Source organism: Microvirga sp. Mcv34 (genome assembly GCF_024519725.1).
Taxonomy (GTDB): Bacteria; Pseudomonadota; Alphaproteobacteria; order Rhizobiales; family Beijerinckiaceae; genus Microvirga.
This window is the reverse complement of the sequence record NZ_JALJRK010000012.1, coordinates 18,417-38,100: the sequence shown is the minus strand read 5'-3', so window position 1 is coordinate 38,100 and position 19,684 is coordinate 18,417. Positions and strand designations below refer to the sequence as shown.

18 protein-coding genes are annotated in these 19,684 nt (G+C 64.7%); 13 read left to right on the top strand and 5 right to left on the bottom strand.

What is annotated here, in order from left to right; genetic code table 11:
- Positions 1 to 2 precede the first annotated feature (2 nt).
- On the top strand, positions 3 to 860 hold the full coding sequence (locus OC446_RS09280) for an ABC transporter ATP-binding protein (RefSeq protein WP_262028748.1): 858 nt from the start codon (positions 3 to 5) through the stop codon (positions 858 to 860).
- Entirely contained in the window at positions 857 to 1,684 is an 828-nt protein-coding gene (locus OC446_RS09275) for an ABC transporter ATP-binding protein (protein ID WP_262028747.1), read from the top strand. The genes OC446_RS09280 and OC446_RS09275 overlap by 4 nt, the downstream gene beginning before the upstream one ends.
- 175 nt (positions 1,685 to 1,859) lie before the next feature.
- Here OC446_RS09275 and OC446_RS09270 read toward each other — a convergent pair whose 3' ends face one another.
- The gene (locus OC446_RS09270; RefSeq protein ID WP_262028746.1) at positions 1,860 to 3,878 is read right to left on the bottom strand and encodes an AI-2E family transporter; all 2,019 of its coding nucleotides are present in this window, start codon (positions 3,876 to 3,878) and stop codon (positions 1,860 to 1,862) included.
- Between the two features lie 196 nt (positions 3,879 to 4,074).
- Between OC446_RS09270 and OC446_RS09265 the strand changes: the two genes are divergently transcribed.
- Together OC446_RS09265 and OC446_RS09260 are read left to right on the top strand one after the other, a co-directional pair.
- A complete protein-coding gene (locus OC446_RS09265; protein WP_262028745.1) occupies positions 4,075 to 4,866 on the top strand; it encodes a dienelactone hydrolase family protein in 792 nt (263 codons plus the stop codon).
- A 45-nt stretch (positions 4,867 to 4,911) separates the two neighbouring features.
- Positions 4,912 to 6,990: a M3 family metallopeptidase gene (locus OC446_RS09260; protein ID WP_262028744.1), complete on the top strand. Its 2,079-nt coding sequence runs from the start codon at positions 4,912 to 4,914 to the stop codon at positions 6,988 to 6,990.
- A 33-nt stretch (positions 6,991 to 7,023) separates the two neighbouring features.
- Here the strand turns inward: OC446_RS09260 and OC446_RS09255 are convergent, their stop codons facing one another.
- The 4 genes from OC446_RS09255 to OC446_RS09240 form a co-directional block, all read right to left on the bottom strand.
- Complete coding sequence (locus OC446_RS09255; RefSeq protein WP_262028743.1) at positions 7,024 to 7,200, bottom strand: hypothetical protein; 177 nt, start codon at positions 7,198 to 7,200, stop codon at positions 7,024 to 7,026.
- A gap of 86 nt (positions 7,201 to 7,286) precedes the next feature.
- Entirely contained in the window at positions 7,287 to 8,288 is a 1,002-nt protein-coding gene (locus OC446_RS09250) for an aldose epimerase family protein (protein WP_262028742.1), read from the bottom strand.
- 5 nt (positions 8,289 to 8,293) lie between these two features.
- A complete protein-coding gene (locus tag OC446_RS09245; protein WP_262028741.1) occupies positions 8,294 to 9,175 on the bottom strand; it encodes an SMP-30/gluconolactonase/LRE family protein in 882 nt (293 codons plus the stop codon).
- 76 nt (positions 9,176 to 9,251) lie between these two features.
- The gene (locus tag OC446_RS09240) at positions 9,252 to 10,445 is read right to left on the bottom strand and encodes an amidase (RefSeq protein WP_262028740.1); all 1,194 of its coding nucleotides are present in this window, start codon (positions 10,443 to 10,445) and stop codon (positions 9,252 to 9,254) included.
- A 158-nt stretch (positions 10,446 to 10,603) separates the two neighbouring features.
- Here OC446_RS09240 and OC446_RS09235 point away from each other — a divergent pair, with 158 nt between their 5' ends.
- The 9 genes from OC446_RS09235 (at position 10,604) to OC446_RS09195 (ending at position 19,683) form a co-directional block, all read left to right on the top strand.
- Entirely contained in the window at positions 10,604 to 11,809 is a 1,206-nt protein-coding gene (locus tag OC446_RS09235; RefSeq protein ID WP_262028739.1) for an ABC transporter substrate-binding protein, read from the top strand.
- 177 nt (positions 11,810 to 11,986) lie between these two features.
- Positions 11,987 to 13,834, top strand: a complete 1,848-nt coding sequence (locus OC446_RS09230; RefSeq protein WP_262028738.1) for an ABC transporter permease — start codon at positions 11,987 to 11,989, stop codon at positions 13,832 to 13,834.
- Complete coding sequence (locus tag OC446_RS09225; RefSeq protein ID WP_262028737.1) at positions 13,831 to 14,607, top strand: ABC transporter ATP-binding protein; 777 nt, start codon at positions 13,831 to 13,833, stop codon at positions 14,605 to 14,607. The genes OC446_RS09230 and OC446_RS09225 overlap by 4 nt, the downstream gene beginning before the upstream one ends.
- Positions 14,604 to 15,320, top strand: a complete 717-nt coding sequence (locus OC446_RS09220; protein ID WP_262028736.1) for an ABC transporter ATP-binding protein — start codon at positions 14,604 to 14,606, stop codon at positions 15,318 to 15,320. Before OC446_RS09225 ends, OC446_RS09220 begins: the two co-directional genes overlap by 4 nt.
- A 123-nt stretch (positions 15,321 to 15,443) precedes the next feature.
- The gene (locus tag OC446_RS09215) at positions 15,444 to 16,307 is read left to right on the top strand and encodes a hypothetical protein (protein ID WP_262028735.1); all 864 of its coding nucleotides are present in this window, start codon (positions 15,444 to 15,446) and stop codon (positions 16,305 to 16,307) included.
- A 141-nt stretch (positions 16,308 to 16,448) separates the two neighbouring features.
- The gene (locus OC446_RS09210; protein ID WP_036371040.1) at positions 16,449 to 16,763 is read left to right on the top strand and encodes a 2Fe-2S iron-sulfur cluster-binding protein; all 315 of its coding nucleotides are present in this window, start codon (positions 16,449 to 16,451) and stop codon (positions 16,761 to 16,763) included.
- Positions 16,764 to 16,832: 69 nt separating this feature from the next.
- Positions 16,833 to 17,876: an NAD(P)/FAD-dependent oxidoreductase gene (locus OC446_RS09205; protein ID WP_262028734.1), complete on the top strand. Its 1,044-nt coding sequence runs from the start codon at positions 16,833 to 16,835 to the stop codon at positions 17,874 to 17,876.
- 117 nt (positions 17,877 to 17,993) lie between these two features.
- Positions 17,994 to 19,232, top strand: a complete 1,239-nt coding sequence (locus OC446_RS09200) for an allantoate amidohydrolase (protein ID WP_262028733.1) — start codon at positions 17,994 to 17,996, stop codon at positions 19,230 to 19,232.
- A gap of 7 nt (positions 19,233 to 19,239) precedes the next feature.
- Entirely contained in the window at positions 19,240 to 19,683 is a 444-nt protein-coding gene (locus OC446_RS09195) for a GNAT family N-acetyltransferase (RefSeq protein ID WP_262028732.1), read from the top strand.
- The last annotated feature ends 1 nt before the right edge of the window (position 19,684 follow it).

Below are 19,684 nucleotides of genomic sequence, written 5' to 3'. Positions count from 1 at the left end.
TCATGGCTCTTCTTGAAATCGAGAACCTCGTCGTCGAGTTCCAGACCTCGGTCGGCATGTTCCGGGCCGTCGATGGCGTATCGCTCAAGGTCGACGAGCGCGAGGTGCTGGCGATCGTCGGCGAATCCGGCTCGGGCAAATCCGTTTCGATGCTCGCCGTGATGGGCCTTCTGCCCTGGACCGCGAAAGTGACGGCAGACAAGATGGCCTTCAACGGCCGCGATCTTCTCACGATGTCCGATTCCGAGCGGCGCAAGATCGTCGGCAAGGACATCGCGATGATCTTCCAGGAGCCGGTGGCAAGCCTGAACCCTTGCTACACGGTCGGCTTCCAGATCGAGGAGGTGCTGCGCTTCCATCTCGGTCTCGGGCGCCGGGAGCGGCGCGCCCGCGCCATCGAGCTTCTGACCTTGGTCGGCATTCCCAACCCCGACGAGCGCCTGAGCTCTTTCCCGCACCAGATGTCAGGCGGCCAGTGCCAGCGCGTGATGATTGCCATGGCCATCGCGTGCAATCCGAAGCTCCTGATCGCCGACGAGCCGACCACCGCGCTCGACGTGACGATCCAGAAGCAGATCCTGGACCTTCTCGTGAAGCTTCAGGCCGAGCACGGGATGGGCATGATCATGATCACCCACAACATGGGCGTGGTCGCAGAAACCGCCGATCGCGTGGTGGTCCAGTACAAGGGCCGCAAGATGGAAGAGGCGGATGTTCTGACGCTGTTCGAGAACCCGCGCAGCAACTACACGAAGGCCCTCCTCGCCGCATTGCCCGACAACGCGACGGGTGACCGCCTGCCCACCATCGCCGATTATTTCAAGGACGGAAGCGAGATCGCCGGAGCGGCCGTATCATGAGTGTTGTTCTCGAAGCCCAAAACATCGTACGGGATTACCATATCCCCGGTGGCCTCTTCTCCAAGGGCCGGACAGTCCATGCCGTCAAGGGCGTGAGCTTCACGGTCGAGAAGGGGAAAACCCTCGCCATCGTCGGCGAGAGCGGCTGCGGCAAATCCACGCTCGCGCGCATCCTCACGCTGATCGACCCCGCGACCTCCGGCGACCTGCTCATCCAGGGCAACAAGGTCGACATCGCGAAAGGAGACCTCACGAAGGATCTTCGGCGCGAAGTGCAGATTGTGTTCCAGAACCCCTACGGCTCGCTCAATCCGCGCCAGAAGATCGGCGACGTTCTGGGCGCCCCGCTGGTGATCCACGGCAATGTTCCGGCGTCCGAGCGCCGCGACCGTGCCATGGCGATGCTGAAGAAGGTCGGCCTCGGCGAGGAGCATTACAACCGCTATCCGCACATGTTCTCCGGCGGTCAGCGCCAGCGCATTGCGATTGCCCGTGCCCTGATGCTCAATCCGAGCCTGCTCGTTCTCGACGAGCCGGTTTCCGCGCTCGACCTCTCCGTGCAGGCCCAGGTGCTGAACCTGCTGGCCGACCTCCAGGACGAGTTCAATCTCACCTACGTCTTCATCAGCCATGACCTGTCGGTGGTCCGCTATATCGCCGATGACGTGATGGTGATGTATTTCGGCGAAGCGGTCGAATACGGCACCCGCGACGAGGTGTTCTCGAGCCCGAAGCACGACTACACCAAGACGCTCTTCGCAGCGACCCCGCGGGCTGACCCCGCGAGCATCAAGGCACGGCTTGCGCGGAAGAACGCGGCCTGAAGCATCGAACGCAAAAGCGGGAACCAGCTTTACGTAGAGAGATGCGACACAACAAAAACTGAGCGCATCGGACGTGAGTTCGAATTCACGTCCGATGCGCTAGAGCATTTTCGGTGAAGCGGCCAACCAAAGAAGAGAGCCGATTCCATGCCAATGGAGTCAGCTCTAACAGCCGTCACGCCGGCAACGGCAGTCTCTTGGCTGCCATTGCCTCTTCGACAGCCGGCGTATTGGCCGGCTCCGGCACTTTCTCCTCGCCGGTCGCCGTTTTCAGGCACTGCACCACGGCATCCCGCAAGGATGAGACGTAGTAATCGGCGCCGAGCGTTGCGCGCATTGCCTCGCTCTTCAGGACAGCGTCCTCCGCCGGCCAGAGACCCACCAGGGCAGGCGCCTTAGCCTTCTGCTTCAGACGCCGCAGCAGGTAGCGCAGATGTGCCGGCGTACCGCTGATCTCCAGATAGCTGATGCACACCATCTGCACGCCGGTCATGTCGAGATTGAAGATCTCCCGGCGCGACACGGCCGAATGCGGAATGACGCGCGTGCCGAGTCCATGCTTGTTCAGAAGCTGCGCCAGCATCTCCGATGCAGCCTCGTCGAGAGGACCGCGTCCGGCGACACACAGGATCGCGCCATCCGCCCGCCAGGCCTCCGGGACGTTGCTGTCCGGCGGCATCGGCTGCGCGACCGCCGGTTCCTTGTTGTCGGGCTGCGTGCTCGCAGGAGAGGCGACGGGCTCATCCTTGGTCTCGTGCGGTTCCGGCTCCACATCGCTATGGGGGCTGAGATCCTGAACCAGAGCCCGGATCACATCCTTGACCTGATCGAGCTGGCGCTGAGTGAGGACCCCGCGCGTCGCATCGTTGGCCGCGAGCTGGAGACCCTTGAGTGCCACCTCGTCGTAATAGGATGTAAGGGAGCGCTCCTTCAGCAGGAGCTCCGCCGAATCCAGTGCTTCGTCAGGATCCCCGGCGAGCATGCGCTGGTAGAGATTCTCGGCCGGCGTCAAAGCGGGCCTGTCGCCGAGCAGGACGTCCAGAAATTCGAGCCTCTCCACATGCCGGCCCAGCACCACGAGGCAGAGGGTGAGAGGCGTAGCGATGAGAAGGCCGACAGGTCCCCAGAGCCAGGTCCAGAAGATGGCCGAGATGACCACCGAGAAGGGTGACAGGCCCGTGCTCTGTCCATAGACGATCGGCTCGATCACGTGGCCCATGAGCGGCTCGCCGATCAGGAACAGCGCCATGGCCATGAGGGCCATGGACCAGCCGGGATCGACGGCGGCGGCCAGGAGGATCGGCGGCAGGGCGGCGAGGAAAGAGCCGATATAGGGCACGAACCGCATGAGCGCGGCGAAGACGCCCCACAGGACCGGACTGGGCACGCCGATGATCCATAGACCGATGCCGGCGACGACGCCGAAGGAAGCATTCAGGGCAAGCTGGGTCAGGAAGTACCGACTGAGCCGTCGCGCCGCATCGTCCATGGCCACGGTGGTGCGATGGAGGTCGCTTGCTCCGAACAGACGGATCATGCGGTCGCGCAGATCCTCGCGCTGCATGAGGATGAAGACGAGCACCACGAAGACGATGCCCATCGTGGCGAGCGGCCCGAGCACCGGCAGCAGAACGTCACGGGCCATCTGAAACGGCGTCGGCTCCGGTTCGTGGACCTCGACCGGAAGCGGGCCGGAAGGCTCTGCCGGGGCAGCTGGTGCGGATGCGGCCGGCCTTGCGGGCGCCTGTTCCTGCGGAGGCTCCGCGACGGCGCGGTCGAAGCGGCGGCCGAAATCCTTCAGGAGGCTCGGCAGCTTGCCGAGCGTACCCTCGCGGAGCGAACCGACCTTCGTCTCGATGGTGGTCTGATAGCGCGGCAGATCGCTTGCCAGGCCTGCCAGCTGGAAGCCGATGACCGCGCCGAGGGAAACGATGATCCCTACGGCGACCAGCACGGCCACGATGACGGACGGAACGCGGCCAAGGCGCCACCGGCGCAGCACTTCGACGAAGGGGGCCAACACGAAGGCCAGCAGTATCGCCATCACGACGGGCAGGAAGACTTCCCGGCCCACATAGAGCCCGGCGAGCACGACGACCCCGACGGCCAGGGTCATGAGCCCGGACAGCCCAGGAACCGCGGGAGGCTCGATCTCCGTCTCCGAGGGAGGCAAGGTGGGAGGGCCTGGACGCATGTGAGGTATCTCTGCTGGGCCGCGAGACACTCTCGCCGACCTGCAAACAACGTCTTCGACGGCCAAACGATCCTTGAGCATAACAACAACGCTCCTCCGCCGAGGAAAGCTGGGACCTTTTGCCATCTCCATGCCCGGGAATCCGATCCCATCTCTATGAACAATCCCGAGATTTTGCCCTCAGCTCCCAGCCTCCATGCCCCTCACCCGACGCAATCTCCTGATCGGAGCAGCCCTGGCTGCCTCTTCGACCGCTCACGCCCAACAGGACAAACCGACCCCGATGCCCGTCACGACCCAACGGAACAGCTTCAGAAGCGGCGGCAAGGCCATCGCGGTCGAGACCTTCCAGGCGCCGGGCTCCCTGCCCCGCCCGGCCGTGCTGATGCTGCACGGCGCCGATGGGTTGAGCTACAACACGCAATATCGCGAGGGCGCCCGCAACGTGGCGGCCGCCGGCTATCAGGTTCACCTCGTCCACTATCTCGATCGTACCGGCGAGAAGAGAGCCTCCTTCGGCACCCTGTTCCAGAACTTCATGCCCTGGATGGGCACGGTTCAGGATGCGCTCGCCTTCGCATCGGATCACCCAGGAGCCGACCCGCATCGCATCGGCATCATCGGCATCTCTCTCGGGGCGGCGTTGGGCCTTGCCGTTGCAAGCTCGGACGGCCGCGTGAAGGCGCTGGTGAATTACTTCGGCCCGCTTCCCCAGGGGGCGATCGCCACCACGTCCAAGCTGCCTCCGACCCTTGTCCTGCACGGCTCGGCCGATCCCATCGTGCCGGTTTCGAACGCCTATGCGGTCGAGGCGCTGCTGCGCCAGCAGAACGTGCCGCATGAGATCAAGGTCTATCCCGGCCAGGGCCACGGCTTCAGGGGGGCTGCGGACCATGATGCGTCCGCACGCTCCCTCGCCTTCCTGCAGCAATATCTGGCCGGGGCGGACGCCTCGACAGGTGCGAGGGCCCTTCCCGTGAGCGGGTGAGACGATTAAGACTTGCAGCGCGACGATCATCAGGCAGGAGCGATCATGACGGTTTCAGACACGGCTCTCGCAGGCAATCCCCTTCTCACGCCGTGGACCACCCCGTTCGGGCTTCCGCCCTTCGAGTCCATCGCGCCGGAGCATTACAAGCCTGCCTTCGACGCGGCGCTCGCCGAGCAGCAGAAACAGATCGCGGCCATTGCCGACAGCCTCGAGGAGCCGAGCTTCGCGAACACCATCGAAGCTCTGGAAAAGAGCGGTCAGACGCTGAAGAAAGTCGGCGGCGTGTTCTTCAACCTGGCCGGATCGCATACCAACGACGCGGTCCAGGCTGTGGAGCGCGAGATGGCGCCGATCCTCGCCAAGCACCGCAACAGCATCTTCATGAACGAGGCGCTCTACCGGCGCGTGGCGGCTCTCTACGAAAAGCGCGACAGCCTCGGCCTGACACCCGAACAGGCCCGCGTCCTCGACCGGTATCACACCATCTTCGTGCGCGCCGGCGCCAGGCTTGGACCGGACGAGAAGAAGCGTCTCGCTGCCATCACCGAACGGCTGGCGAGCCTCGGCACACATTTCTCGCAAAACGTGCTGGCGGATGAGAAATCCTATCAGCTCGTTCTCGACGGGGAAGCGGACCTCGAGGGCTTGCCCTCCTTCCTGCGTGAAGCGGCCGCGCAGGCGGCCGAGGAACGCGGCCTGCCGGGCAAGCACGTGATCACCCTCTCCCGCTCCAGCATCGAGCCTTTCCTGCAATTCTCCAAGCGTCGCGACCTGCGCGAGCAGGCCTTCAAGGCCTGGGCGGCGCGCGGCGACAACGGCAATGCGACCGACAACAAGGCCATCATCACCGAAACGGCGGCCTTGCGTGCCGAGCGGGCGAAGCTTCTCGGCTACGAGACGTTCGCCGATTTCAAGCTCGCCGACACCATGGCCAAGACGCCCGACAACGTGCAGAAGCTCCTGAGCGACGTCTGGACGCCCGCCATCGCGCGGGCCAGAGAGGAGCGCGACGACCTGCAGGCTCAGGCCCAGTCCATCGGCGACAACATCGTCATCGAACCGTGGGACTGGCGCTATTATGCCGATCAGGTCCGCATGGCGCGTCACAATCTCGACGAGGCGACGATCAAGCCGTATTTCCAGCTCGACCGGATCATCGGGGCCGCATTCGAAACGGCGAACCGCCTCTTCGGCCTCAGCTTCAAGGAGTTGAAGGACTTCCCGCGCTATCATCCCGATATCCGCGCCTGGCAGGTGGTGGATGCGGACGGTAATCCTATCGGCACCTTCATCGGCGACTATTTCGCCCGCCCGTCCAAGCGGAGCGGCGCGTGGATGAGTGCCTTCCGGTCCCAGGAGAAACTGACCGGCGACATTCGGCCGATCATCGTCAACGTGATGAACTTCGCCAAGGGCGCGGCGGGCGAGCCGTCGCTTCTGAGCTTCGACGATGCGCGAACCCTGTTCCATGAGTTCGGCCATGGCCTGCACGGCCTGCTCTCGAACGTGACCTATCCGCTGCTCGCCGGTACGGCCGTATCGACGGATTTCGTGGAGCTGCCGTCTCAGCTCTACGAGCACTGGCTGTCGCAGCCGGACATCCTGCGTCGCTACGCGACCCATTACCGGACCGGCGAACCGATTCCGGAGGAGTTGCTCGCCCGCCTGATGGCCGCGCGCAACTTCAACCAGGGCTTCGCCACGGTCGAGTACCTGTCGTCCGCCTTCGTGGATCTCGAACTCCATCGCCGCAAGGATCCGAGCGATCTCGACGTGTCGGCCTTCGAGGCGCAAACGCTGGAAAAGATCGGCATGCCGCGCGAGATCATCATGCGCCACCGCACGCCGCATTTCGCGCATGTGTTTTCGGGCGACGGCTATTCGTCGGGCTACTACAGCTATCTCTGGTCGGAGGTTCTGGACGCGGATGCCTTCACGGCCTTCGAGGAAACGGGCGATGCCTTCGACAAGGACATGGCGGCCAAGCTGAAGCGCTTCATCTATTCCGCCGGCAACCTGCGCGACCCGGCTGAAGCCTATACGGCGTTCCGCGGGCGCCTGCCCACGGCCGACGCGCTTCTCGCCAAGCGTGGCCTGGCGCCTGTCGTTGAAGATGCGTGAGGAAAGAAGACGGCGGGCTGCGTAAGCGGCCCGTCACGCCGTACCGGCCGCTAACTCCCGTGACCTCTTGAGCGCGTAGAAGCGAATCTTGACGATCCGCGATGTCTCCTTGGGAGGCGTCTGCGGCGTGGGAAGGGAACGCAAAACACTCTTCAGGAAAGCCGCTCCCTTCGGATCGATCTCCAGAGCTTTCGCATCGAGCACCGGCATGGGGACTGTCCCTTCTTGGTTCGTATCTGTCCGGGAACGCAACGCCTACAAAGAAGAACAATCTTACACCGGCAAAGTTCCCTCGCTCAGCGGGAGAACCGGAACTCGCTGACCTGTCGGGACACCTGCCCGGGCGGCAGGATAGACGATGGAAAATGGGCATTATTGGGGCTGTCCGGAAAACGCTGAGGCTCCAGGCAAAGCCCGCCGTGACGCCCGTAGCGGGTCCCTCCCAGCCCTTCGACCGGCATGTCGATCAGATGGCCGTCATAGAACTGGACGCCGGGCTCGGTGGTCCACAGCTCCATGGACAGATCATTGCGGCGCGACGCCAGCGTCGCCGCATGGCGCAGCTCGCCATAGGGGCCGCGCAGGACATAGTTGATGTCGTAGAGGGTGTGCGACGGGACATGGATCGGCCGTGCCGTCGTGAAGTCATAGTCGGTGCCCGCCACCGCGGTGATCTCGCCCGTCGGGATGAGATCGGGCCGGGTCGGCGTGATGTAATCGCCGGCGATGGTCAACTCATGAGAGGAGATGTCGGGGCTGCCGTCGAGGTTGAAATAGCCGTGGGTGGTGAGGTTGACCGGCGTCAGCTTGTCGGACGTTGCGTCGAGTTCGATCCGCAGGCGCGATGACGGCAGCAGCGTGTATGTGCAGGTCGCCACGAGACGTCCTGGATAGCCCATGTCGCCGTCTTCCGACACGAGGCTCAGGGTCACGCTGGAGGGCGTATGGTCGATGATGCTCCAGATCCGCGAGCCGAAGCCCTTGGCTCCACCGTGAAGCTGGTTCTCACCCTCGTTGGCATCGAGTCGGTAGGCCCTACCATCCAGGGTGAAACGCGCTTTTCCGATACGGTTGCCGTAGCGTCCGACGATGGCACCGAAATAGGGGGAATGGGCGACGTAATCCTCGATGGAGTTGAGCCCCAGCACGACCCGCTGGGGAGCGCCCGCCACCGGCACGGTCAGATCCCGCACCACGGCGCCCCAGGTGAGCACCTTCGCGTCCATGCCGTCGGGCCCCTGCAGTGAGACCTGCAGCACGTCCTGCCCGTCGAGGGTGCCGAAACGCTCGATGGTCATGCTTCCTACCCCTCGAAGATATGGGCCTGCAGGCCGCGGATGCCGCCGGTCTCGACCTTGAAGAGATGGCCCGCCATCGGGTCGATATGAGGATCGTGGCCGATGGACGCCGTGGTGATGTAGAGCGTGGTGAGATCGGGGCCGCCGAAGGCGCATTTCGTCACCTGGGCCGTGGGAACGGGCACGACGCGCTCCACGGAGCCGTCCGGCGCGAAGCGGGTAATGCGCGAGGCTCCCCAGTGGCAGACCCAGACATGGCCTTCCGCATCGACCGCCATCCCGTCCGGGTGCGCCCATCCCTCCGCGAAGCGGACGAAGGGGCGCGGCTCGCCGAACCGGCCGCCTTGAGCGTCGAGGACGTAGACCGTGCCGTCGATCGTGTCGGTCGCGTAGAGCCGCCGCCCGTCCGGGCTGAAGGCCGGGCCGTTGGTGACGATGATGCCGGAATGAAACTGGGTCAGCTCCTTGCCGTCCCAACGCCAGAAGGCCCCGGAGCCTTCCTTCTCCTCGTCGTCCATGGTGCCGAAATAGACGGCCCCGTCCGGTCCCACATGGCCGTCGTTGATCCGGTTGTTCGGCCTGTCGCTGTCGGGCGACACGAGGGGCTGCACCGCACCGGTCTTGAGGTTGAAGCGGGCGAGACCCGACTTGAAGCCGGCGATGACCACATCCTCGTCGGGCGTCAGGGCGATGAAGCCGATCCGTTCGGGGGCATCGATCCGGTAATGCTCCTTGGTGTCCGGATGATAGCGCCAGACGCCCGGGTTCTTGATGTCGACCCAGAACAGGGTGTCGGACCGGTGGTCCCAGACGGGCCCCTCGCCCAGGATGCAGGCGCTCGCCACCGCCACATGGGGCGTTTCCGGATGCACGGCTGGATGTGTCATGTGTCTTCCCCTTGGGACAAGGTTTGTGCGCTTCCCCGCTCCTGCCGGTAACTCCGGCAGGGCGTGATTGGTCCCATCACGCCGACGCGCTATCGGCGATTCGGCCGGCCAGGGCCACGAGGCTCAGGTCGGACCCGGCCGGGCCCATGATCGACAGCCCCAGCGGCGCTCCCGACCGGGAGGCGAGCGGGATCGACACCTGGGGCAGGCCCGACAGCACCGACAGGCAAAGCAGGTTGAGGGCGTTGTTGCGGTAATCGTTCAGGCTCTCGTCGCTCTCCGAGAGGAGCGGCGCGACGTCCGGCATAGACGGCAGGATCAGGACCGCCCCACCGGCCAGGAGCGCGCTGAACCGCTTGCGGAAAGCCGCCCGGATCACCTGCGCCTCCGTGACCTGGGCATCGGTCACCGCCTTCGAGAACTCGAACCGGTCAGCGACCCCGGGACCGAGCGGCGGGTGGTAGCGCTCGATCATCGGCCCGTCGACATTCCAGGCCTCCCGGCTCTGGATGTAGCGCATGGCCCAGTAGAGCGCCGTGAAGCCCTCCGGCGCCACGTCGACCGGCTCGGGCCGCCCCAGCGCGGCTTCCGCCCGGCCCAGGGCCGGCGCGAGCGCGTCCCTCACCTCTTTCTTGAGCAGGCCGAACGCATCCTGCGCCAGGAGCACACGGGGGCTCTGCGGCAGGGGAGCGCTGTCCGGGCCGAGCAGGACCTCGCCCACTCGCAGGAAGGTGGCGCCGTCGCGGGTGAAGTACCCGCAGGTGTCGAAGGAGGGGGCCAGATCGTGGCAGCCTTCGAGGCTCACCCGGCCGTGGGTGGGACGGATACCGAAGAGCCCGCAATGGCTGGCCGGCGCCCGGACGGACCCGCCCGTATCGGTGCCAAGGGCGAAATCGCACGATCCGTTGGAGACGGCCGCGGCGGAGCCCGAGGACGAGCCGCCGGGAATGCGGTCGGGCGCGCCGCCGTTCACCGGGGTGCCGAAATGGGCGTTCTTGCCGCTCATGGAGAAGGCCAGCTCGTCGGTGATCGTCTTGCCGACGAGACGCGCGCCCGCATCGAGGAGCTTCTGCACGATCGGTGCCGTCCGGGTCTTGATCCCCGACATGGCCAGCATGTGGGGCGAGCCGGCGCTGGTGGGATAGCCCGCCACGTCGAACAGGTCCTTGGCCGCGAAGGTCAGGCCGGAGAGCGGACCGCTCGGGGCATGGGCGACGGGAACGGCCGGGTACGGCATGAAAGCATGGGCGGGATCGCGGTCGAGGAGCATGGGTCCTGTCGGGTCTCTGAGGAACGAAGACGGCGAATGTGTCATTGCCTCCGTGTTTCAAGCAAGGCAGGAATTCGCGAAGCTCGGCAGTTTGGGCTTTCATCGAAGCTGGAATGGCCCTAAATCCAGCCAGGCTCTCGATTGCTAAGGAACGCGCAATGGCGAAGATTTCAACGATCCGCTGGCTGGCTTTCGGGGCAGCGCTCGCGCTCGCAGCGCCATCGGTTCACGCGCAACAGGCCCCAATCAAGATCGGCGAGCTGAATTCCTACGCCCGGCAGGCGGCCTTCACCGTGCCTTACCGGAATGGCTGGCAGCTCGCCCTCGACGAGATCAACGCCAAGGGTGGGGTCCTCGGCCGCAAGATCGAGATCGTCTCCCGCGAGGACGGCGCCACCACGGGCGACGCGACCCGCGTGGCGGACGAGCTCGTGAGCCGCGAGGGCGTCTCCCTGCTGTTCGGCTCGTTCCTGTCGAATGTGGGCGTGGCCATGGCGGATTTCGCCAACCAGAAGAAGATCGTCTACATCGCCGCCGAGCCCCTGACCGATGCCATCACCATGGCGCAGGGCAACCGCTACACCTTCCGCATCCGGCCCAACAACACCATGCAGGTCGGCATGCTGGTCGACCAGGCCAAGGCCTCGGGCGCGAAGCGCTGGGCCATCGTGGCGCCCAACTACGAATACGGCCAGTCGGCCGCCCAGGCGTTCAAGCGCCTGATAAAGGAGCGCGTGCCCGGCGCCGAGATCGTCGCCGAGCAGTATCCGGCCCTCGGCAAGATCGAGGCCGGAGCCACCGTGTCGGCACTCGAACAGGCCAAGCCCGACGGCATCTTCAACGTGCTCTTCGGCCCCGACCTCACGCAGTTCGTGCGCGAAGGCAACACGCGCGGCCTCTTCGAGGGCGCGACGGTGCTCTCCCTCCTCACGGGAGAGCCCGAATGGCTCCTGCCCCTGAAGGATGAAGTGCCGGAGGGCTGGACCGTGACGGGCTATCCCTGGGACCAGATTACCGAGCCCAAGCACAAGGCCTTCGTGGACGCCTACCGGGCCAAGTACAACGATACGCCGCGTCTTGGCTCGCTCCTCGGCTACATGGTCGTGTACATGATCCGCGATACCCTCGAGCGCGCGGGCTCCACGGACACGGAAGCCGTCATCAAGGCGCTGGAGGATGCGAAGTTCGACACGGTCATCGGCCCCGTCACCATGCGCGGCATCGACAACCAGTCCACCATGGGCGCCTGGGTCGGCAAGCTCGCGCTCAAGGGCGCCACGGGCGGCATGACGGACTGGACCTACAAGGACGGCACGTCGTTCATGCCGACCGAGGCCGAGGTGAAGGCGGTGCGGAAGGATTGAGCAACTCACCCGACAATCCCCTCCCCCCTTGTGGGGGAGGGCTAGGGAGGGGGGTGCTGGCGCCGGAGCCTGATGGGTCAGCGCTCACACCCCCCTCTCCAACTCTCCCCCACAAGGGGGGAGAGGGTTTGTCGGCGCATCCGATCAACCGTGTTTGCGACAAGAGGAGATAGATCCGTGGATCCCTCCTTTCTGGCCGTTCAGGCTCTCAGCGGCCTCTCCAGCGCCTCGTCGCTGTTCATCACCGCCTGCGGCCTGACCATCGTGTTCGGGGTCACGCGGATCGTGAACTTCGCGCACGGCTCGCTCTACATGATCGGCGCCTATACGGCCGCGACCCTGGTGCCGCGCCTGCTCGAACTCTCCTTTGGGCCCGTGTCCTTCTGGGCCGGCATCCTGGCCTCGGCGGTGATCGTCGGCCTCATCGGAATCATCATCGAGGTGCTGCTCCTGCGCCGCATCTACGGCGCCCCGGAACTGTTTCAGCTGCTCGCCACCTTCGGAGTGGTGCTGGTGGTGCAGGATCTCGTGGTGCTGGTCTTCGGGCCGGAGGACATTCTCGGGCCCCGGGCGCCGGGATTGCGCGCGCCCGTCGACATTCTCGGACGGCGTTTTCCCTCGTACGAGCTCGTGCTGATCGCGGCCGGGCCCGTCGTTCTGGGGCTCGTGTGGCTTCTCCTGCGCAGGACCCGCTTCGGCATGCTGGTGCGCGCGGCCACGCAGGACCGCGACATGGTGGCATCGCTCGGAGTTAACCAGGCCATGCTGTTCACCGGCACGCTGTTTCTCGGCGCGTTCCTCGCCGGGCTCGGCGGCGCGCTCCAGATTCCGCGCGTGTCGGCCAATACCGGCATGGACCTCTCCATCATCGCGGAGGCCTTCGTGGTCACGGTGGTCGGCGGCATGGGCAGCGTGCCCGGCGCGTTCCTCGCGGCCCTCGTCATCGGGCAGCTGCAGGCCTTCGGCATCCTGATCTTTCCGAAGAGCACCCTCGTGGTGGTGTTCCTGCTCATGGCCGTGGTGCTGGCCGTCAGGCCCTATGGCTTCTTCGGGCGCGCCGAGGTCGTCGGCGCGACCCACACGGTGGGAATCGCCAGCCATAAGCCCCTGCCAGGCCGCGTTTACATCCTGCTCGCCGTCGTGGCCGTTCTCGCTTGCTTCCCGCTCGTGGCCGATGCCTATCTGCTCAAGGTCGCGACCGAGATCCTGATCTTCGCGCTCTTCGCCTTCAGCCTGCAGCTTCTCATCGGGGTCGGCGGGCTCGTGAGCTTCGGCCATGCGGCCTTCTTCGGCCTCGGCGCCTATGGATCGGCCCTGGCGGTCAAATGGTCCGGCGCCTCGATGGAGGCGGCCCTCCCCCTCGGGCTCGCGTTCGCCGCCCTGGGGGCGGGGCTGATCGGCGCCTTCGTGGTGCGCCTGTCCGGCATCTATCTCGCCATGATGACGCTCGCGGCCGCCCAGATCATCTATGCGGTCGCCTTCCAGTGGGTCGATGTGACCGGGGGCGACAACGGCATCGTCGGCGTATGGCCCGCGACCTGGGCCTCCGGACCCGTCGCCTATTATCTCCTGACCGCCGCGCTCACGCTTGCGGCGGTGCTGCTGCTGAAGCGCATCATCGACGCCCCGTTCGGCTATGCGTTGCGCGCGGCCCGCGACTCCGAGGCCCGCGCCGAAGCCATCGGCCTGACGATCCGCCTTCACCGCTGGCTCGCCTTCATCCTCTCGGGCGCGGCGGCGGGACTTGCGGGCGGTCTCTATGCTTTCTCCCGGGGATCGGTGGATCCGAGCCTGCTCGGGATCTCGACCTCGGTCGATGCGCTCACCATGCTGCTCCTCGGCGGCATCCAGACGGTGACGGGTCCGCTCGTGGGCGCCGCCGCCCTGCACTTCCTGCGCGACGTCGTCATGCCGCTCACCGCGCATTGGCGCCTGGTGCTGGGCCTGATCATCATCGCCATGGTGCTGATCTTCCCGCGCGGCCTTGCCGGCACGGTCCAACATTGGCGCGAGGAGCGGGCATGACGCTTCTGGCCGTGAAAGACCTGCAGAAAACCTTCGGCGGCGTGGTGGCGGCCCGCGGCGTGTCGTTCGACGTCGCGCGGGGCGAGATGCTCGCCCTCATCGGCCCCAACGGGGCGGGCAAATCCACCGTGTTCAACATGGTCGGCGGCCAGCTGAGGGCCGATCACGGCCAGGTTGTGCTCGACGGGCAGGACATCACCCATGCGGCGCCGCAGAAGCGGTTTCGCCGCGGCGTGGGGCGTACCTTCCAGGTGGCCCAGACCTTCCTGTCCATGAACGCCGTCGAGAACGTCCAGATGGCGCTGATCAGTTGCCGTCGGCGCAGCCACGGCCTCTGGACCCCCGCCCGCGAACGCTATCGCGAGAAAGCGGTCGAACTGCTCGCCCAGGTGGGCATGGCGGAGGCGGCGGATATTCCCTGCTCCGCCCTGGCCTATGGCGACGTGAAGCGCGTGGAACTCGCCATCGCGCTCGCCGGGGAGCCCAAGCTCCTTCTCATGGACGAGCCCACGGCCGGCATGGCGCCCCGCGAGCGGGCGGAGCTGATGGACCTTACGGCCTCCATCGCGGCCTCGCGGGACATCGGAGTGCTGTTCACCGAGCACGACATGGACGTGGTCTTCGGCCATGCGGACCGGGTTCTCGTGCTCCTGCGCGGCCAGGTCATCGCCGCCGGGACGCCCGACGAGATCCGCCGGGACGCGCAGGTGAGGCGCGCCTATCTCGGCGACGAGCATGCGCTGGAGCGGCCGAAAGGACCGGACCCCGCATGAGACGAGAAGCGCTCCTCGACATCCGGAACCTCGATGCCTTCTACGGCCGGGCGCAGGTGCTGTTCGGGCTCTCGTTCCATCTCTACCCCGGCGAGGTGGTGGCGCTGGTCGGCCGCAACGGGGCCGGCAAGACCACGACCCTGAAGGCCATCATGGGGCTGATCTCGGCCACGGCCACCCATGCCACCTTCAAGGGACATTCCCTGGGGCGGCTTCCGACCTACAGGATCGCCCGCCTGGGGTTGGGCTACGTGCCGGAGGACCGGCGCATCTTCACCGATCTCACGGTCGAGGAGAACCTGGGGACGGGGCGCCGCCCGGCCGGGGACGGGCGCCAGCCCTGGACTCCGGAGCGGCTCTTCCGGCTGTTTCCCAACTTGGCCGAGATGCGCGGGCGGCGCGGCAGCCAGATGTCCGGGGGCGAGCAGCAGATGCTCTCCATCGCCCGCACTCTCATGGGCAACCCGGACGCGATCCTGCTCGACGAGCCGTCCGAGGGCATCGCACCCGTCATCGTCCAGATGATGGCGGAGGCGATCCGGGCCATGAAGGCGGAGGGCGTGGCGGTTCTCCTCTCCGAGCAGAACTGGGCCTTCGCGGCCGGCATCAGCGACCGGGCCTGCGTGATTGAGCGGGGCGAGATCCGGTTCCAGGGCACCATGGCCGAGCTGATGGCCGACGAGGCGCTCCGGGCGGAAACCCTCGGGATCTGAAAAAGCAGCTTGCTTGAGAGTGGAGGTTCCGTGATCTGATAAAAACAAACGTTATTTCGTAGGTTTTATTTTAGGATAATTGATAGAAATACCAATCTCTCTAGTCATATTGGAGAAGGTCAGTTGTCCCCTGAGACAGAGCCCGAAGTGTCATCTGCATGGATCATGCCTCCTTGGATGATTGCACTTCTCTTAGCCGTGCTGGCCTCAGCCATAATTCTCCTACGAAGAGATGCTGGCGAGCCATCACTGCTCAGGGTCGAATTGGGTGCTCCCTATGATCGGATGCTCACCCTCAATGCGGGAGAGAAATATCGAACAGAAGATCCCAAAAGACTGCCAGCCGATGAATCGACCTTTTGGAACTTTACCCCATGGGACGGCGCACCGGACGCCCCTGTCGTCGTTTCATATGGCCTGCCAAATGAACTCTTCAGATTGCCATCATCGACCTTCGTCCAAGTCGATTTCATAGCCCTGCAAATTTGGAATCTGAACGTCAAACCCTTGCTGGAGCCAGTTTCAAAGGACGAAGCTTTGAAAGTTGCCCAACAGGTTATGGAAACGTTCGATAAAGTTGCGATCCCTGATAGAAACCATGAGCGACTGGTCGAGCTAAGGGATATCGACAAGAACATCGCACCTCCGGAAAAGATCTATTTCACCGGTAAGATGTTGTTAGGTGAATGGAAAATGCAGCGCCCTACGGGCACGCAAAACATCGATTTAACAATGGAACCAGTCAGGAAAGACTGGCTCGGCAAGCAACTCTATAGTCTTAATATCTACATCTCCCAAAATGGACTTCGTGAACATCTTGAACGTTTAAAGACCGAGGCCCGCAAGATGGACCCTTTGAAGGCGAGCAGGATCCCTTGCCCTGGAAGCGCCTATTCCTGCCAAATTGCAGATCCGCCGGCCTACCTGAACATGCTGAGGAATACTGGCTTAATCACTCATGAGCCGGGCATAGACAAGAAACCATAAGGCCTGCCAGTATTCCCTTTCTAAGAACGAACGAAGCCCTAAACCGTTGACGGACCGGGCCGAAAGGACGATATCAGCCCCTCCGGCGCATCCCCTTCCGCGCCTCATCCCAGAATGCACGACATAAGGATTTCCCGCTTCATGGGCGTCATCCATGTGACCGACCGGGCCGGCCAGCGCCACACCCTCGAGGCCATCGAGGGCTGGCGGGTGATGGAGATCATCCGCGACTGGGGCCTGCCCATCGAGGGCCTGTGCGGCGGCGCCTGCGAATGCGCGACCTGCCACGTCTTCGTTGCCGAGGAATGGCTGGACAAGCTCTATCCTCCGACGGAAGAGGAGGAGGACCAGCTGGACACCGTGATGACGCAACCCAATTCCCGCCTGTCCTGCCAGATCCTCTGGACCCCCGAACTCGACGGCCTGGAGGTCACTCTCGCTCCCACCGGAGCCTGACCGTCAGCCTGCCACATTGATAAGACGGAGAGACCGTGCTTCGAAAGGGTCTCTCGAAGGAGCCTGTTCATGACCGACCATATCGAAACGGACGTCGTCATCATCGGTGCCGGCCCCGTGGGCCTGTTCGCCGTGTTCGAACTGGGCCTCCTCGATATCAAATGCCATCTCATCGACATCCTGCCGAAGGTGGGCGGCCAATGTGCCGAGCTCTACCCGGAAAAGCCGATCTACGACATTCCGGGCTTTCCGATGGTGACCGGCCAGGGCCTCGTCGATAACCTGATGGCGCAGATCGAGCCCTTCCATCCGACCTTCCACCTCAACGAGATGGTGGAGAGCCTGGAATCCATTGGCACGCCGGAAGCGCCCCTGTTCAAGGTCAAGACCTCCGAGAACGGCACCACCTTCACCTGCAAGGCGGTGATCATCGCGGCCGGCGGCGGCTCGTTCCAGCCCAAGAAGCCACCGATCGACAACATCGAGGCCTATGAGGGCACCGGCGTTTACTACGCCGTACGCAAGATGGAGAGGTTCCGGGGCAAGAAGGTGCTCATCGTCGGCGGCGGCGATTCCGCCCTCGACTGGACGGTGAACCTGCAGCCCATCGCCAAGCGCCTGACCCTGCTCCACCGCCGCGACGCCTTCCGGGCCGCGCCCCACACGGTGGAGAAGATGCGCTCCCTCGTGGCCGCCGGCGACATGGACCTGCATCTCGGCCAGGTGACCTCCCTCAAGGGCGAGGCGCCGGTTCTCGAAGGTGCGGTGATCCGCAAGGACGACGGCTCGGAATTCACGGTCGATTGCGACGTGATGCTGCCCTTCTTCGGCCTCACCATGAAGCTCGGACCCATCGCCGATTGGGGCCTGAATCTGCACGAGAACGTGATCCCCGTCGATACGGAGAAGTTCGAGACGAACGTTCCCGGCATCTTCGCCATCGGCGACATCAACACCTATCCGGGCAAGCTGAAGCTCATCCTCTCCGGTTTCCACGAGGGTGCGCTCGCGGCCCAGAAGGTGCATCGCTACGTCTATCCCGAGAAGAGGCTGCTGTTCCAATACACGACCTCGTCAACGAGCCTGCAGAAAAAGCTCGGCGTCGCGGCGTAAGGCACGTCTCATAAACTCACCACGTCATGGCCGGCCTTGTGCCGGCCATCCCATTTCTGCGGTGTCGCGCTCGTCCCCCACTTGCGCAGCCATCCCGTTCCTGAAACTCTCGGTCCCATGACGAACGCGACAGATCTCACCCTCGGCCGCCGCGTGATGGCGATGATCGAGGAACTGGCCCAGTACACGGACGAACCCGGCCGCATCACCCGCCTCTATCTCTCGGGGGCCCATCGCAGGGCCGCCGACGCCACGCTGAATCTGATGCGGCAGGCGGGGCTGAACGCCCATATCGACGCTCTCGGCTCCGTGATCGGGCGCGTCGAGGGCACCGATCCGCAAGCCCCCGCGCTCCTCATCGGCTCGCATATCGATTCCGTCGTCGATGCGGGCCGCTATGACGGCAATCTCGGCGTGGTGCTCGGCATCGCGGTGGTCGAGGCGTTGCGGCAGCAGGGCATCGTGCCGGCCTGCCCCATCGAGGTCGTGGCCTTCGGCGACGAGGAGAACGTGCGCTTCCCGACGAATCTCTCCACGTCCCAGGCTCTCGCCGGCCGCTTCGATCCGGCCTGGCTCGACGGCCGGGACCAGGACGGCGTCGCTTTGCGCGATGCGCTGATCCGCTTCGGCGGCGATCCGGACGGCGCGGCAGCGCTGGCCCGCGACCCGGCGCGCTACCGCGGCTATCTCGAGGTGCATATCGAGCAGGGGCCGCTGCTCGAAGCGAAGAACCTGCCCGTCGGCATCGTGTCGGCCATCAACGGCATCACGCGCGCCCGCGCGCATGTGATCGGCGAAGCGGGCCATGCGGGCACCGTGCCAATGAATATGCGCCGCGATGCGCTCGCGGCCGTGGCCGAGATGATCGGCATCGTGGAGCGCGCAGGCTCCACACGCAACGACACGGTGGCGACGGTGGGCGTCGCGCAGGTGCAGCCCGGAGCGATCAACGTCATTCCCGCTCGGGTCGATTTCACCCTCGATGCGCGCTCGCCGGATGACGCGGTGCGCCTGGCCATGGTCGAGGACATCGTGAGCGAATGCCGGGCTGCTGCGCAAAGACGCAATGTGGATTTCTCCATCGAGCCGTTCATGGAGTCCCCCGCCACACCCATGGATAGGGATCTGATCGGGCAGCTCGAACAGGCTGTGCAGAGTCTCGGCATCGAGCCGCTGCATCTCTCCTCCGGAGCGGGCCACGATGCGGTCGCGATGGCCAATCTCTGCCCCTCGGCCATGCTCTTCGTGCGCTGCAAGGGCGGCATCAGCCACAATCCGGCGGAGTCGATCACGGTCGAGGATGCGGATGTGGCCGCGCGTGTTCTGATTGATGCCGTCCAGCGAATTTCAATGTGAGTAACGTATGATGACCCAGGTGCCTGAGATCGCGCTCGTCGACGATGCCTCCGCGCTCCACCAGATCGTTCTGACGGGACTACGGGGATTCAACAGAACTCTCTTCGCCGGTCATCCGCCCGGCCGGGATCTTTCCATCGCAATCCGCAATCCCGACAGCGACGAGCCTGTTGGGGGCCTGTGCGGCCGCATGAATGGCGGCTGGCTTGATATCGAACTCATCTTCGTGCCCGAGGCCTTTCGCGGCAGGGGCCTCGCCACGCGCCTGATCGCGATGGCCGAGGAAGAGGCCCGGGCCCAAGGCTGTCATTCGGCCTGGATCGACACGCTCAATCCCAAGGCGCTTACGCTCTACCAAAAATTGGGTTACGAGCTTTTCGGCGAGCTGAAGGATTATCCTGTCGGCGGCAGCCGCTTCTTCCTGCAGAAGAAGCTCGGATCTGCTGCATAAT

What these genes read in the sequence shown, in the direction of transcription:
- OC446_RS09280 (WP_262028748.1), top strand. Translation starts at nt 3, where the DNA reads ATGGCTCTTCTTGAAATCGAGAACCTCGTCGTCGAGTTCCAGACCTCG.
- OC446_RS09275 (WP_262028747.1), top strand. Translation starts at nt 857, where the DNA reads ATGAGTGTTGTTCTCGAAGCCCAAAACATCGTACGGGATTACCATATC.
- OC446_RS09270 (WP_262028746.1), bottom strand. Translation starts at nt 3,878, where the DNA reads ATGCGTCCAGGCCCTCCCACCTTGCCTCCCTCGGAGACGGAGATCGAG.
- OC446_RS09265 (WP_262028745.1), top strand. Translation starts at nt 4,075, where the DNA reads ATGCCCCTCACCCGACGCAATCTCCTGATCGGAGCAGCCCTGGCTGCC.
- OC446_RS09260 (WP_262028744.1), top strand. Translation starts at nt 4,912, where the DNA reads ATGACGGTTTCAGACACGGCTCTCGCAGGCAATCCCCTTCTCACGCCG.
- OC446_RS09255 (WP_262028743.1), bottom strand. Translation starts at nt 7,200, where the DNA reads ATGCCGGTGCTCGATGCGAAAGCTCTGGAGATCGATCCGAAGGGAGCG.
- OC446_RS09250 (WP_262028742.1), bottom strand. Translation starts at nt 8,288, where the DNA reads ATGACCATCGAGCGTTTCGGCACCCTCGACGGGCAGGACGTGCTGCAG.
- OC446_RS09245 (WP_262028741.1), bottom strand. Translation starts at nt 9,175, where the DNA reads ATGACACATCCAGCCGTGCATCCGGAAACGCCCCATGTGGCGGTGGCG.
- OC446_RS09240 (WP_262028740.1), bottom strand. Translation starts at nt 10,445, where the DNA reads ATGCTCCTCGACCGCGATCCCGCCCATGCTTTCATGCCGTACCCGGCC.
- OC446_RS09235 (WP_262028739.1), top strand. Translation starts at nt 10,604, where the DNA reads ATGGCGAAGATTTCAACGATCCGCTGGCTGGCTTTCGGGGCAGCGCTC.
- OC446_RS09225 (WP_262028737.1), top strand. Translation starts at nt 13,831, where the DNA reads ATGACGCTTCTGGCCGTGAAAGACCTGCAGAAAACCTTCGGCGGCGTG.
- OC446_RS09220 (WP_262028736.1), top strand. Translation starts at nt 14,604, where the DNA reads ATGAGACGAGAAGCGCTCCTCGACATCCGGAACCTCGATGCCTTCTAC.
- OC446_RS09210 (WP_036371040.1), top strand. Translation starts at nt 16,449, where the DNA reads ATGGGCGTCATCCATGTGACCGACCGGGCCGGCCAGCGCCACACCCTC.
- OC446_RS09205 (WP_262028734.1), top strand. Translation starts at nt 16,833, where the DNA reads ATGACCGACCATATCGAAACGGACGTCGTCATCATCGGTGCCGGCCCC.
- OC446_RS09200 (WP_262028733.1), top strand. Translation starts at nt 17,994, where the DNA reads ATGACGAACGCGACAGATCTCACCCTCGGCCGCCGCGTGATGGCGATG.
- OC446_RS09195 (WP_262028732.1), top strand. Translation starts at nt 19,240, where the DNA reads ATGATGACCCAGGTGCCTGAGATCGCGCTCGTCGACGATGCCTCCGCG.